At 51.1% G+C, this 15,079-nt stretch carries 12 protein-coding genes and 1 pseudogene; 1 reads left to right on the forward strand and 12 read right to left on the reverse strand.

Annotation, left to right across the window (positions count from 1 at the left end; translation table 11 throughout):
* Positions 1-118 precede the first annotated feature (118 nt).
* Complete coding sequence (locus tag ACFQ2I_RS09720; protein WP_257449097.1) at positions 119-226, reverse strand: putative holin-like toxin; 108 nt, start codon at positions 224-226, stop codon at positions 119-121.
* A gap of 779 nt (positions 227-1,005) precedes the next feature.
* Between ACFQ2I_RS09720 and erm the strand changes: the two genes are divergently transcribed.
* Positions 1,006-1,842, forward strand: a complete 837-nt coding sequence (erm, locus tag ACFQ2I_RS09725) for a 23S ribosomal RNA methyltransferase Erm (RefSeq protein WP_377563896.1) — start codon at positions 1,006-1,008, stop codon at positions 1,840-1,842.
* Positions 1,843-1,980: 138 nt separating this feature from the next.
* Here the strand turns inward: erm and pcp are convergent, their stop codons facing one another.
* The 11 genes and pseudogenes from pcp to ACFQ2I_RS09780 all read right to left on the reverse strand — a co-directional run bounded on the left by pcp (position 1,981) and on the right by ACFQ2I_RS09780 (position 14,861).
* Positions 1,981-2,628, reverse strand: a complete 648-nt coding sequence (gene pcp / locus ACFQ2I_RS09730) for a pyroglutamyl-peptidase I (protein ID WP_377563897.1) — start codon at positions 2,626-2,628, stop codon at positions 1,981-1,983.
* A gap of 66 nt (positions 2,629-2,694) precedes the next feature.
* Positions 2,695-3,723 (reverse strand): LacI family DNA-binding transcriptional regulator, encoded by a 1,029-nt coding sequence (locus ACFQ2I_RS09735; RefSeq protein WP_377563898.1) that lies wholly within the window; start codon positions 3,721-3,723, stop codon positions 2,695-2,697.
* On the reverse strand, positions 3,710-5,017 hold the full coding sequence (locus ACFQ2I_RS09740; protein ID WP_377563899.1) for a CehA/McbA family metallohydrolase: 1,308 nt from the start codon (positions 5,015-5,017) through the stop codon (positions 3,710-3,712). Before ACFQ2I_RS09740 ends, ACFQ2I_RS09735 begins: the two co-directional genes overlap by 14 nt.
* Positions 5,018-5,034: 17 nt before the next feature.
* The gene (locus tag ACFQ2I_RS09745; protein WP_377563901.1) at positions 5,035-5,892 is read right to left on the reverse strand and encodes a carbohydrate ABC transporter permease; all 858 of its coding nucleotides are present in this window, start codon (positions 5,890-5,892) and stop codon (positions 5,035-5,037) included.
* A gap of 14 nt (positions 5,893-5,906) precedes the next feature.
* A complete protein-coding gene (locus ACFQ2I_RS09750; RefSeq protein ID WP_377564245.1) occupies positions 5,907-6,770 on the reverse strand; it encodes an ABC transporter permease subunit in 864 nt (287 codons plus the stop codon).
* Between the two features lie 93 nt (positions 6,771-6,863).
* Positions 6,864-8,294 (reverse strand): extracellular solute-binding protein, encoded by a 1,431-nt coding sequence (locus ACFQ2I_RS09755; protein WP_377563902.1) that lies wholly within the window; start codon positions 8,292-8,294, stop codon positions 6,864-6,866.
* A 915-nt stretch (positions 8,295-9,209) separates the two neighbouring features.
* Positions 9,210-9,857, reverse strand: a complete 648-nt coding sequence (locus ACFQ2I_RS09760) for a hypothetical protein (protein ID WP_377563903.1) — start codon at positions 9,855-9,857, stop codon at positions 9,210-9,212.
* Between the two features lie 44 nt (positions 9,858-9,901).
* Positions 9,902-10,377: pseudogene (locus ACFQ2I_RS09765) on the reverse strand (GNAT family N-acetyltransferase).
* A gap of 266 nt (positions 10,378-10,643) precedes the next feature.
* Positions 10,644-11,603, reverse strand: a complete 960-nt coding sequence (locus ACFQ2I_RS09770) for a sigma-70 family RNA polymerase sigma factor (RefSeq protein ID WP_377563904.1) — start codon at positions 11,601-11,603, stop codon at positions 10,644-10,646.
* Positions 11,604-11,620: 17 nt separating this feature from the next.
* Positions 11,621-13,576 carry a GTP-binding protein gene (locus ACFQ2I_RS09775; protein ID WP_377563905.1) on the reverse strand — a complete coding sequence of 652 codons (1,956 nt, stop codon included), beginning with the start codon at positions 13,574-13,576 and terminating at the stop codon, positions 11,621-11,623.
* 289 nt (positions 13,577-13,865) lie between these two features.
* The gene (locus tag ACFQ2I_RS09780; RefSeq protein WP_377563906.1) at positions 13,866-14,861 is read right to left on the reverse strand and encodes a hypothetical protein; all 996 of its coding nucleotides are present in this window, start codon (positions 14,859-14,861) and stop codon (positions 13,866-13,868) included.
* Positions 14,862-15,079 lie beyond the last annotated feature (218 nt).

Below are 15,079 nucleotides of genomic sequence, written 5' to 3' on the forward strand. Positions count from 1 at the left end.
GTCGAGCTGCGTAATGAAATAATCCCCCAGTTCTCTGTCTTGAACTGAGGGATAGGCCTAACCGTTTTTTTGTTTTTTTCACTGTCTACTTGACAGGGAGCACTTTAGGGAGGGTGGTCTATTTCTTTTGGTTAAACGCTACGACTATGGCAACAACCAGCGTAAGCAGCGCTACAATAAGCGCACCAAAACCGATCATCAACGTCAAAGCGTCTTTAACCTCCATGGGCATCCCTCCCTTCGACGAGAGGTAGCCGACCACCCTTGCAAGCCGTTCCAAGTGCTTGTCTAATTATAGCATAATTTGTAAGAGGCGGAATGATGAAAATCTATTATTCTGATTGCTTAAGCCTTCTCTTCGTCGCCAGTGGCTGCAATAGACGATCAACTCGCCGTCGTGGTCCAGATCGGTGAAGCGCTCGACTTGAGCGGCTGCACGTCCGTCCCCGCCTTGAACTTCGGGTAGCTCCCCAATCTACTCTTGATTGTACCAGCCACTGCTGCTTAATTCCGGTAAAAAACAGCTTAAATCGTTTTTCGCGACGTTATCCGCGCTTCCATGTGCTACAATAACGACAATTCAAGGAACGGAGGGTTGTCCTGACGATGGGTGCAATTAATTACGGAAGATTGCGTTTTGTCACTTTGTCCCGCTAATTTCATAGTGAACAAAGGCTCTGCCTGCATGCGGAGCAAACGGAATCGGTCTGCCCATTTCAGGTCATCTGCTGCTTATTCGATGAATACCGGGACAGCGCATCTGTCTCTTTTTGGCGTGCGCACAAGCATTCTCCCCTCACTCCGGTGAAAGGGGAAGCTTGACACCTGTACATTGGTGCATCAGCAACTCCTAATCACTGTTGTCCTATCGGCAACCGTTTATTTCAATACGCGCATTGGCGTACTCCCCCTTTCCATTCCCATTTCCGTTGATCCGGCGCAGGCATAGGTCTGCGTTTTTTTCGTTTGTCTACGGAAATCAACGAATTCGGGAGGACCATAACTATGCGCAAGAAGAACAAGTACAATAAAGCGACACCTCAGCCTAAATCAAAGCCGAATTTCACCGGGCAGCATCTGCTGCATCACCCGCGAACAATCAAGCAGCTCATAGGCACGATTCATGTGCAGCCGGACGTTACTGTGCTGGAGATCGGGGCGGGTACGGGAAGACTCACGTTCCCGATTGCCGAGAGAGCCGGGAAGGTGATCGCAATCGAGATCGATGAGGAGTTCGTCAAGTCGCTCCGTATCAAGGCGGAAGCCTATCCTCACGTGACAATTATGCAAGGCGATATAAGGGGATTGCGATTGCCGTCGGAACCGTTCTGCGTCATCGCTAATATTCCCTTCTCCATCACCACCGCAATTCTAGACAAATTGCTAGGGGTTGAAGGGAAGAGCTTTCAACGGGCAGCATTGATTCTGGAGAGGGGAGCGGCCCGAAGATTCACGCAAAGGGCCCAGCTTGATCCGCGGTTGTTAATGTGGAGAATGCACTATCTGTTCGAGATGAAAACAATCGTTCCCCGAACGCATTTCGCCCCGCCGCCGAGCGTCGACGCCGCTATCGTCCGAATTGCCCGAAGAGGGCACCCTCTGGTGCCCTTCAAGGAAGGAAGGCGATTCACAGCCTTCGCTGTGTATATGCTGCATGAACCGAAGCTGGCGGCCGCCCATGCGCTGAAGGGAATATTCACGCCGGCCCAGCTGAGAGCTGTATTGCAGCATACAGGAGTCGATCGCGAACAGACTGTCGCTTCACTATCGCTGGAGCAATGGGCGGCACTCTTCCTTGCCATGCTGCGGCATGTCGCCCCTTATCGGTGGCCGAGAGGGTGAGCGCTCATGCTGGCAGCACTCGCTTGCTTAGCAGGTCAGTCGCTTCGTCCCGCACTAGCTGTCTGATGGCTCTCACCCTGAAGAAGTGGTTTTTCTCGTTCATTAACTATGCAATCGGCACAATATCGCCAGACGGCCTTAGCTAATGTTCCCGCCCACCTCTACAAGATCTGCAGAGGTGGCTAAGGCCGTCTCAATCGTTACAACCAGCCCGTTCACAATGGTGTCCAACGCCATGCTGGGCTGGCCCGGATGCTGCGCCGCTTGCTCCGGGAGATAAGGGATATGAATGAATCCCCCTTTCACGCCGGGCTTCGCAACGGCAATCTCGTGCATCAAGCCATAGAAGACATGGTTGCAGACGAACGTTCCCGCTGTATGAGAGATGGATGCAGGAATTCCCTTCTCCTTCAGCCTGCTGATGATCGCTTTAATCGGCAGCGTCGTCCAATAGCCGGTTGGCCCGTCTTCCACAACAGGCGTGTCAATCGGCTGCTTTCCTTCATTATCGGGAATGCGGGCATCGTTCACATTAACGGCAATTCGCTCAACAGAGAAGGTCGCTCGTCCCCCTGCCTGACCTACGCACAGGATCACATCGGGATCGATCTCCTCCATGTATTGCTTTAACAGCCTAATGGACTTATCGAACACCGTCGGCAGCAGTCTGGCTACAATTCGGTAATCAGCATGCTTGTGCTCCGCAAGCGTTCGCACGGCTTCCCATGCGGGATTGACGGTGTCTCCGCCGAATGGATCGAAGCCGGTTACTAGTATGGTTTTCATAGACGATAGGTGCCCTCCTTGCTAGTCCCCCCTTCAGCGGGCGGACAGGGTAGCATACTCTATCCCTTATTCTATCCGACGGCATGAGTTTTTCTCAATGATTTTCGCCTGTATCATGCCGTTCGGCTCTGTATCCCCTTGTACGATCTTCATTTTCTTGAACAACGTATCGACCGCCGCTTCGCCTAATCGCGAGGCGCACAAGTCGACTGTCGTTAATAGCGGCTCCGTCTTCTGCGCCAGCGACGGATCACCGCTAATTACGATGAGAGAGATATCTTCCGGAACGGACAACTTTAATACCGTCAATGCCCGCAGAACGCCCATTGCCAAGCTTTCGTCATCAGCAATTATGGCGGTCACCTTCGTTCCCGTCTCCCCTAACAGCTCCATCGTTTTCATATAACCGAATGCAGACGGTTCGAGCTTCAGCTCCGGGCGGAAATGATGCGAATAATTGGGCTTGGGAATCCCTTGCTCCTGCATCGCAAGCTCGAAGCCCTTCTTCCGATCGACCGCGACGGTCATCTTCTCAGGAACGTTGAGGAATACGATATGCTCGTGTCCAAGTTCAAGCAGATAGCGGCCTGTATCGTAGCCAATCTGCACATTGTCGCTGTCTACGTAACTAATGTGGTCTATATCAGAGTTCGCCGGTCTTCCTATCACGACATAAGGAATGCTGAATTGATGCAGCAATTCAATTCGTTCGTCTTCTTCGGCAGGATCGATCAAGATGACGCCGTCCATGGGCAGGCTGGACAGATTGGGCAGATCCAGCTCGCCTTGGGAGAGAGTGTCCAGCAATACGCGATATTTCTTCGTCGCCGCACGGGCAACGATACCGTTAATGAGATGTGTTTGGAAGCTGTTGAAATAAATGTGGTTGACGAACGGAATATTCAATCCGATCGTCATCGTCTGCTTCGTCGCCAAGCTGCGGGCAATATGATTCGGGACGTAATTCAACTGTTTAGATGCTTCCAGCACTCGTCTGGCCACCTCTGCGCTTATCGGGCGCTTGCGGCTGAATACATTGGACACTGTCCCTTTGGACACATTGGCCAGCTTTGCCACATCATCAATTTTGCTCATCGTCGTTCCCTTTCTTCAAGTAGATCGGATTGCCGAGAGCCGCCATCAATGTTCGATCCACTTCCGGAAAGTAACGCCACACTTCAACGCGATAGAAAAGCCTATCCGCAACAGGCCAGGTCAGCGTCAAGCTCCCATCTTCTTCTGCAGAAGCCTCGTGCTCTGGGCCGATCTCGGAAATAACTTCCACTACATCTCCTTGCCGCACATGCTGAACAGAACATTCCCCGTGCAGGACCACTCCTTCGTGCAACTGAATGGCATCTCCCATCAGCGCAGTTCCGATGTGAACGTCGATCTCGGGTCCTTCCGGACCGTAGCTCATAAAGACGCGTCCTGTATGAAGACCGTCCAATATCCCTTTCACCGTTCGGGAAGCCGCGAACACATGTGTCGTCGGCATCGCATGCTTCACCCACGGATCGGGCCGATGCACATCGCTGCCGCCGACGGCGGCAATCCGCTTGCCCGCTGCAAGCTGGCTGTGCCACCAGTCTACTGCCCGTTGATTGCGCTCAGACCATGGGCCGTTCCACACTTCCACCCAGTCGTAATCTACCTCGAAGTCCCATTCCCAAGGACAATAGTCGCAATGCGGGTGGTTCAGTACAATCCTCGCCCCCGCTTCTCTTGCTTCCTGCAGCAGCCTGTGCACATCATCCATCTTCGTCGCCCTGTAGTCCAGCACAGGATCGGCTGCTCCAAGGAAGTTGGCATGGCCGTAATTCGTTGTCAACTCCACGCCTGGGATAAGGATAACATCCGTATCAGCAGGATGAGCGTTATTCTGGCTCACCGTGTTGTGATCTGTCGTCGCGAGGAAATCGCAGTCGTTGTCCTCCATGATGCCGACGGCTTCCCGAAGGGTATAGGCGCCATCACTGTGAACGGTATGGGTATGCAGATCTCCCTTCAGCCAACGGGGCTGCTCCAGCATTACCGTCACTGTCAGCTTCACCTCGCAGCCTTCCTGGGGAACGCGGTAAGCACCGAGCAGGACAGCCCATGGGCCGGCATCCAGCTCTCCCGGAAGGTAGCCGGGCGTCGCCTTCTCCCACCCGATTGTAAATTCCGTTCGCGCTCCGCCGCTCCAGCCCCGCATTCTCCCCGGCCCTTTTATTCCCAGATCAATGGTGGCACCCGTGCCCTTCAAGCTCTCTCCATCCATTTGAACCTGGATTTTCTCCGTATGCTCGGGCAGCTCGAAGGGAATTTCAATGTATCCCTTTTCCTCGCTTTTAGCGATATAACGGCTGAACACCTGCTCTATCACGTACTCTTTCTCAAGTGACACGATCGACACCTCTTTCGCTATTCTTTATTCGCCCCGACCATAATGCCCTTGACGAAATACTTCTGCACATACGGATAGATGAGCAATAGCGGAACAAGCGCAATCACGACTCCCGCCATTCTCACATTCGTCGTCATCAAGAAGTTGCTGGAGGTGGCGTCTGTATCGATAATGAGCGCCTTGAGAGCCAGCTGCAGCGTATATTTGCTCTGGTCGTTAATGAACAGCAGCGGTGCCGTGAACTGATTCCAACGGCTGACGAATTCGAACAGCGTAATGGTCGCCAGTCCCGCCTTGGCCAGCGGCATATACATCGTCAGGAAGATTCGGAAGTCTCCCGCACCGTCAATGCGCGCGGATTCGCACATCTCGTAAGGCACCATCGTGAAGAAGTTCCGCATGAGCAATATGCTGAAGCCCGACACAATACCGGAAATAATGAGCGCATACAGTGAATTAATCAAGCCCAGGTCCTTATTGACAACATAAAGGGGAATCATAATCGCTTCATTCGGGATCATCATCGTAAGCAATATCGAAGAAACGATAAATTTCTTGCCAGGCAAGTACGGTTGTATGAGCACGTAACCGGCCATCGCACTGAGCATCACATGCATGAAAGTCCCGCTCACCGTCACAATACTACTGTTCATGAAGGGAAGCCACAGATCCAATCGGTTCCATACGGTTTGAAAGCCTTCTACGCTGAATTCCTTCGGCCATAGCACAATGGAAGGGGACATAGAGGCCAGATTGGAAGAGAAAGATAGCGCCAATACGTTGAGAAAAGGAATAATCATCGTCGCTACAATGCCTAGCAGGATTGCAATATTAAGAACATCGAACAGTTTGCCGGATAAGCTTTTCTTCATCATCACTATGCCCCCCTTTAATTGTCGTATCGGACAACCAGCCGCGTGATCATCGTCAGAATGAACGTCAGAGCAATCACAACAAAGCTGGCGGCAGTAGCCACGCCCATATTAAATTCCATAATGCCTTTCTCGTACGTATACACCATAATGACATCGACATATTTGGCGATAGCGGGATTTTTCATAATAAAAATCTGGTCGAACATGCGCAGTACACTCATCATATTGAGCAGCAGAACGACCTTCATCGTGGAATAGAGGCCAGGCAGCGTAACAAAGCGAACAAGCTGCCAACGATTGGCTCCATCCATGCGAGCCGCCTCATACAGTGACGGATTGATAGCAACGATGGCAGCCAGGAACAGGATGCACGTATACCCCATCTCCTTCCATGTCGCCGATGCGATCATAACCCCTTTCGCATACGTCTCCGAGGAGAGGAACGGAATCGGGCTTTCTTTGCCAAGAGCCATCAGCACTTCATTGACGAGACCGCCGTCCGGGGATAGCATGAATATCCAGATGCCGCCAATGACCACCCACGAGAATAGATGCGGCAAGTAGATAACCATTTGAATCCACTTCTTCAACGCCTTCTGAGCGATCTCATTCAACAGCAGCGCAATAATAATCGGAGCGATAAATCCGGCAATGAGAATGCCGCCGCCAATGGTAATCGTATTGAGGAATACATCGTAGAACACAGGGTCCTTGAGTACCCTCATATAGTTGTCCAAGCCGACGAACGGCGTATCTCCGATTAATCGAAACTGCTGCAGGCTCATGATAAAGCCCCGGATAAGGGGATAATATGAAAAAATGAGGAAATAGAGCATAATCGGTATCATCATCAAATAGAGAGAGGAGTAACGCTTCATCCAGTTCAAGTTGCTGCACCGCCTTCTGTATGTCATGGAGGAAAGAAGAGTATGGCGGATCGCCATACTCTCCGAACATCCGAAACGCTATATTTAGTCGATCAGATCCGCGCGCTTCAGCTCGCCTTGCATTTTGGCTACGGCTTCAGCGGCAGGCATCTCGCCCGTCATCGCCCGAATCGCATAATTGTTAATAATCTTCTCGGCATCCGTCCAATTCGGCAGTGTCAGCTCCAGCGAAGCATGCTCCATCACGATCTGCTGCGCTTCTTCTACTCCCGGAAGCTTGCCGAACGGCGGCTTGACATTGTCGTTGTACCAGAACGGCACGCCGTGGTCCATGCCATGCTCCTTGCCCAGCTCGGTCAGCTCATATTGACCGTCCTTCTTCACATAGTCCTCGCCTTCAATGCCGAGACTGCCGAGGATGATTCCCGGCTCCGTATGCCACCACTCGATAAACTCCATAGCCGTCTCCGGATGCTCCGCATTGACCGGAATGACCCATACGTCAGGATCGCCGCGGCGCAGCAAGATCTCACCATCCGGTCCTGCCGGCCCTGGTATGCCCTTCGCTTGGAATGCCGTATCCGGGTCTTCTTGCAGCCTTGCATTATTGAACAAGCCGACCCATGCATCCCAATACGTAACCATGCCGACGCGGTCGGTCAGGAACAAGTTGCGCATCTTTCCAGTATCGTTCGTGGCGAAGTTGGGATCCATGATGCCTTCCTTGTACAGCTTGGCGAACCATTCGTATACCGGAATTGCCGCTTCAGTCGCATATGGAATGACGCGCTTGCCGTCTTCCATGACATATCTCTGCTTCACGCCCGCTGCGCTCATAAAGCCTTGAATCTCATACAATCCCGCAGTTGATAAACCGTAAGTATCCTCTTTCCCGTTGCCGTCAGGGTCCTGCTCCTTGAACGCCTTCAGCACTTGATAGAACTCATCCAGCGTCTCCGGCGTGTCCAGACCAAGCTTGTCCAGCCAATCCTGTCTGACGATCGGCATGGTGCCGCCTTGGAACTTGCTGAATACGCCATAGATCTGGCCGTCCTCCGTCTTCACTTGCGCCCACTCGCCGGAAGGAATGACGCTGGAGTCGGACAAGACGTCGGAGCCCTCCACGAAATCTGTTATCGGCGTTAAGATGCCTTGATCGATAAATGTATTCATCGTTTCCTTGCTAATCTGCAGCAAATCATACTTCTCTCCGGAAGAGATGGCTGTTGTCAGCTTTGTATTGTAATCGGATGCCGGCTTCGTAATGTCGGCTTTAATACCGGTCAGACGCTCAATCTCCTGTTCGAACAGGTCGGTCTCCTCCGGCGTCTTGCCGCCTACGACACCCGCCATAATGCGCAGCTCTTTCACTGAAGCTTCTTTCTGCTGTGAAGTACCTTTGCCGTTGGACGCTTGATTCGAATCACTGCCGTTGCCGTTGCTGCCGCATGCCGTGAGTGCAAGACTCGCAATGACCATACTTGCCGCGACTGTTTGTAGAGCTTTCTTTTTCACAGTTGAATCCTCCAATATGCTGTAAATGTAGGGAGCCGCAGCGCAATCATTAAACCGGTTTAACAATTGGGCGACGACGTCTATGAACATGTCCTTATCGTAATCGCCGTATGTTAATTCGGCATCAACGCCATGTTAAGGTTTTGTTGATTCCACTGGAAAGAAAAGGGCAGTCTGCGACGATAACGCAATGAACAAACTCCGCTGCCTCCAAACTCCGCTGCGTTCGGCCTTGGCTGCTCCGATTTGTACGATTTTTCGTACAAACTTCGCTGCGGGCGGCCCCTTCTGCTCCGACTTGTACGATTTTTCGTACAAACTGCGGTGCGGGCGGCCCCTTCTGCTCCGGTTTGTACGATTTTTCGTACAAACTCCGCTGCGGACGGCCTCTTCTGCTCCGGTTTGTACGATTTTTCGTACAAACCACTAGTGGACGAGGCACTCCGAATGGGCCTATATGGCGATAAGGAGTGATAGAAGGTTACTTTTTGGCAAGCCTATAGAGGAACGGGGCACTGTTGAGGGCTATGTGAGCATTTTGAGCAATAACACACATTTCCAGCTCATTTCCGGTGCTACGTGACCCTTCTGAGCGATAGGCAGTTACTTTTGGGCGGGCGGGGTGCGATTGATGGGGCTATATAAAGCACGAAGAGCCTCGATCCATTTGATCGAAGCTTCTTGTGCCCAGTCTCGAGCATCCCACTAATTACCCGTAATTCACAGGATGTATTGTGGAACAATTGCTCTCCAGTCCATACTAGTTATTTCTACCTCATCCTACAACGTTTCTCCTGGGCAAATGTTAGTACTTTGCTCCATCAGCACGTAGAGCTTCGACCAATTGTATCGAAACAATACGCTCCTCATATGGTCTCATGGTCTGCCTGCTATTTACAGGTTGCAATGCATTCGTTACGGCGCTTGCTTGATAATATTGTCCAGCGTAAGCCCCTCAGGAGATGCTTCGCTGTACCTTTGCATGTAGCCATCTTGTTCCCAGCGCTCAAGCACGGAGGCGTTAACAATAGTTCTATCCATTAATTCCAGATGCTGAGGATGATTCTGAGATATCCATTGTCTTGCTTCCTTAATGTCAGAATACCCGGGGACAACAATAGACTGCGGAATGAGATCGAATAAATTGTTGTAGGAAACACGTTTTTCATACAGTCGTGTGAACACAGAAGTCTGATCATCGAGTACATCAAGCGATTCATCCACCAGTCTGTAATAAAAGTCTTTTACGTCCTCATTTTTATCTTCGGGGAACGGCCTCTCGAATCGCAGCAGTTTAATAATGCGCTGATCGTTTTTGAACCATTTGTTTTGCTCATAGACGACCGTATACACAATATTAACAGCGGAACTATCACTTACCTCGTTGTATTGCCCAAGCGTGCTTGGAATCTTGTTTTCACCGCCCAGACTGACAGAAAGGCTATATTGGTTGTCGCTTTTTCCTTTGCCGTAAACTTTATCCGCCTTGATTTCTTTCGGTTGAAAAGCCAGCATACAGGCGCCCGCCAAGAGAATTGCACATCCCAAACCGATCATTAACACTATTTTTCTCATCTTATCCGCCCTTTCCCGAGTTCAATGCCTCACTATAGTCGCAGCACCGTTATTCGTTCGTCGTGGATAATCTCCCCATTGTCACGAAAGCCGAAGCTTTCATACAGCTTTTTGGCGACCGCATTTTCAGCCGAATAAGAGAGCCAGCAATACTGAGCCGGCCCTGTAGGGAAGGTGCGAATAAATGCCATTATTTTCTTCATTGCTTCCCTGCCGTATCCCTTGTTCTGATATTGCCGGTCAATCATCAGCCGCAATATACAATAGCTCTCATCTGCGATTATCGGGAGATCATACCCGGTAATGTTGTAAGTCAACATGACAAACCCGACCGGCTGCTCATCTGCGTAGATCATAAACGGAAAGGATGTCCGCCATTGGTTGCCAGCACATAACACGAAGCGACGCTGGACAGATTGGATGCAACGAAGCGGCGCTGGTCTTCCGAGACCTCCAGCCTGAATAGGTCACGCCGGTTTTTCAGTGTAATTTTTCTGAGCGTAATCATGTAGAGAAGCTCCCTTCCATTCATTGAATATGCGCCGCGGTCGCTTCTATAACATACAATTTATACGAAAAAAGGAATAGACTTATGTTGAATTTTTTTATACACTATTATGTATCCATGACTTTTTAGGCCTCATCTTTTCTGACATGTAGATGAACCGGCACAATGATGTGCCGGTTTTCCTCGTTTATAGGCGGAATCGTTCCTGCCTGCGTAATTTTTTCGTTGCTTACCCTAGTTGAGACGCCTATCTGGCGCATAAATCATCAATCCCGCTTCAAAAATAAGGGCAGGCCAAATCGCGTAAATAAATCGCTATCGATAAAGTGATGGATATGCGCGATTCTCCCCTCCTGGATCTCAAGAATATGTATGCCCCAAGGCATACATACCCCGTCGTCTCCCGCAGGCACATACTGCGCATATGCCGGGCAATTGCCGTTAGCGCGCAACGGCATCAGACGCGAACCCGTACAATGTGCGCGCGTCGCGTGATAGAATGCCGCAATGTCCATGCTGCCTCGCACCCACATGACATAAGGCGGCATGGACAAGCTTGCGCTTTCGTGGAACAACGCCAGCAGTCTGTCGACGTCGTAATGCTCGAACGCTTCTATGTAACTGTCAAGCAGACGCTGATCGACATCGGCGTCAATCTCCCTCAGCGTCTCGGAACGAAGCTGAACCTGTCTAATCGTTGAGCGTGCCCGCTGCAAGGCGCTGTTGACAGCGGCTGCAGTCATCTCCAGCGCTTCGGCCGTCTCCTTGGCCGACCATCGGAACACGTCGTTCAATAGCAGCACTGCGCGCTGTCGAGGCGGCAAAGTTTGCAGCAGGGCAATGAACGATAGGCGAATGGATTCCTTGCCAACTGTGATGGCGGCCGGGTCGGTCGAGGAATCGGGAATCGGCCAGATCCATTCCTCTACAGTCAGATTCTCCCTTGGCTCCGCAATCATAACGGCTGGGTCGGTCAAATCCATAGGAAGCGCCCGACGCTTGGCATGACGGAGCTTGTCCAAGCAGACATTCGTGGCAATACGATATATCCAGGACCGTAATGAAGCGCTGTTCTGAAGCTCCCCCTTGGCCTGCCACACACGCAGCATGGTATCCTGAACGGCATCCTCCGCCTCGGAGTATGACCCCATCATTCTGTAGCAGTATCCGGTCAGCTCGCCGCGCATTCCCTCCGCCGTCTTTACTTCCTCGTGCAGTTGGCTCATTTCCAATCCCCTTTCGTTTATAGAAGATGCATCTTGGCTTCCGCTTCATCCCAAGGCACCGAATAACCCGCCCCTTTGGCACAGAAGATGGACGAGGAGGTATACAGAGGATCGGCATCTTTCCGATAGTCTATTCGCTGAATCACTTCCTCTGCATTATGGCATGTGTCATAGCCGCTGAACACACAGCGAATGCTGCCTCGTCCATGCGTGAAGGATGCGAACTCCGTGCTGTAGTTCATAAAGGTCGATACGGGCACCCTCCCAGTAATGACCGCATGGGCCCCCTGCGTCTGCGGCGGATCGAACGTTCCCGATGCCCGTTGTATATCCGACATCACCCTCCCCATCTCATCGATTCCTACTTTTATTTTAAAATCGTAATAGGGCTCCAGCAGCAGATTGTTCGCTTTCTCCAGCCCTTGCCGTAGAGCGCGGAAGGCAGCTTCGCGGAAGTCGCCGCCATGCGTATGCTCGTTATGCGCAGCGCCTTTGATCAGCGTGATTTTCATGTCCGTAATCGGCATGCCTGTCAGCAGTCCGTTATGCTCCCGTTCGTAGAGATGCGTCCCGACCAGATTCTGATAGCTGTAGTGGAGATCATCAGGATGGCACGTGCTGGTGAATTGAATCCCGCACCCTCGCACTCCCGGCTCAAGCAGCAGGTGCACTTCCGCATAATGCCTGAGCGGCTCGAAGTGACCGTACCCCGTCACAGCGGACTGAATCGTTTCTTTATACAAAATCTCCGGCTGACCGAAAGAGATGACTTGACCGAATCTCTCCTTCACGAGCTGCTCCAGCACCTCTAACTGAATCAGGCCCATGACGCGAATGTGGATCTCCTGCAGATGCTCGTCCCACACGACATTCAGCGACGGATCCTCCGCATGCAAGATGCGGAACGTACCGAGCACTTCATGAATGGAGAGAGAATCGTCGAATAGCACTTTCGACTGCAAGGCCGGCTCCGATTCGTAAGTCACTCGATCCTGAATCAGCCCCAAGCCTTGTCCAGCCTCGGCTGCTGATAAGCCGACGACCGCGAATAAATCGCCCGCTTCCACATGATCCGACGACTGCGATTTGCTACCGTTAAACGTAAAGATGCGCGTAATTTTCTCATCGTAGGAAACTCCGTTGCTCTCATAGCCGAGCTGCTCCCGCACCTTCAGTTTGCCGCTCATCGCCTTCATGAACGTCAGTCTCACACCGTTAACGTCATGCCGGATCTTATAAATTCGCGCCCCGAACGGAGCTGCCCCATCATAAGACGCTGTCGTCAGCAGATGCAGCTGATCCAGGAAAGCAAGGATACCCCTATCCTGCAATGCGGACCCCTGAGCACAAGGGAACAGCCGCCGCTCTTGCACCATCTGCTGCAAGGCTTGCAGCCAGAAGTCGGAGGCATCTCGTCCTTCCAGGAACGCTTCCAACAAGCCCTCGTCCCGCTCAGCCATCGCCTCTCGCAGCGATTCTCCGACGATACCGCCAATGAAGCTTTCCGTAATGGAGCAGGCATCGTCCGTCAACTGCCGGCGGATCTCCTCCTCCGTTCTCTCTGCATCCGCACCGACCCGATCCGTCTTGTTAATGAAGAAAAATGTCGGTATCCGATGCTTGCGCAGCAGCTGCCAGACGGTCTCGGTATGGCCCTGCACACCTTCCACCGCGCTGACAATGACGATAGCATAATCGATAATCTGAATTGCCCGCTCCATCTCGGGGGAGAAATCGACGTGACCGGGCGTGTCAATCAAGTAATATCTGTCGCCTTTATAATCCATCATCGCCTGATCGGCGAATACCGTAATACCCCTTGCCCGTTCAATGTCGTGGCTGTCCAGGTAAGCATCCTTATGATCCACCCGTCCGCGCGAGCGGATACTGTTCGTATGGTACAGCAGTTGTTCGGCAAAAGTCGTCTTGCCCGCATCCACATGGGCAAACAAGCCAATCGTTAATCGCTTCATCCTATCCCACTTTCACAGCTTCTTTTTTACATACTCTCATTAAATCACAAAAATTGGTCATATGAACAGCATAACCCTGCCTCTCGTAATAGGTGCGAAACGCCCTTGGCTAATGAAAAATAGCGAAATAAATAGTGATGTTGAATGTCAGACCTATTTACCCATGTTAATTACTGATAGAAAGTATAAACTCACACCGTTCTAATAAAACCAAAGAAGGAACCGTGCGGCTAACACGACTCCTTGGCACAATAGACCGCTTCAAAGACGGTCGGCTTCGGTTAACTAGTTAAAAGTAATCTGGCATAATCTGTTGTTTGAGCTTCTCAGTATCCTTATCCGACATGCACAAAGGATTAGTCCAGAATGACGTGCTATCACTACGCAATTGCTCCGCAATATCATCTTCCAAGCTTTGCATTTTATCAATCGGATGATTAAGCATCCCGAAGCCGACTCTAATATCAAGCAGCTGCAATTGCCTGATCAGCGACCGTTCCGATGCGATTATCCTTAATCTATCTACAATGACGTAAGGAATATTCGCATATTGACTTATTATGAGGAATAAACGATCCTCAGCTGCCGCCCCTTCACGAAACGTTCTTAAGGAAGGGTAATACAACAATCGCTGCTCACAAGATAAATCATTTCTATGCAGTGCTTGATATTCGAGCTCGTAAGGAATACCGCCATACTGGCTGCTAATGCCTTGCAGACATTGTTCGTACCAGACAGCATTGCTACAAGTGCTTGCCGCACCCGGGATAAAATAATGCCTATCGAACGCATCGGAACGGACAGGCTTTCCGCTCCAAGCGCCATCGTCAGAATGGATATACCCTTCTGTCAACTCGGCCAATGCCGAAGCAAGAATGCCATAGACCAGATTAATGATCGCCGGCTGCCCCGCCGATCTTCGAAAGACCCAATAATGACCGACAGACAGAGACCTCTTCACTTCCAGATAAGCCACTCCATACTCGCTGTATTCTTCCCAGATCTCGATCGTAGCCGCATCAACTATCTCATAATGGGCATCCGTTCCGCCTCCGGAACCAGGGTCAACATAGAACCACGCCCCCCCTTCTCCCCAGGCCATGCCTTTATCGTTCTTGTCATGCTGTGATAAGATCTCCTCACCCATTCTCACATATATGATCGGCATTTCCTTCAAAGCAAATGGCGATAAGAAATGTTGCAGCTTCCGATTGGCGGCCTCCAACACGTTTACAATCGTCGGTACATTCGATGTCACGGGATATACCTCAAAAGTCGTACTCAATTATTCTCGCCCCCTCTTTCCAATATTAAGGTATTCCACGTATTGCATCTATTCTATTTTCCCGTTCCGACCTATAATTTTGTCGTTCGGGCCAGTGGAGAGACAAAAAAAGTACATCGCCAAATAAGCGATATACTCTAAACTTGTCTGCAATTCCCCGCACAAACCTCTTGTTCCTGCAACAAGCGACTGCACGTAACAGCTTCCTATTGTTCCAG

It is taken from the genome of Paenibacillus chungangensis (assembly GCF_042675905.1).
Classification (GTDB): domain Bacteria; phylum Bacillota; class Bacilli; order Paenibacillales; family Paenibacillaceae; genus Pristimantibacillus; species Pristimantibacillus chungangensis.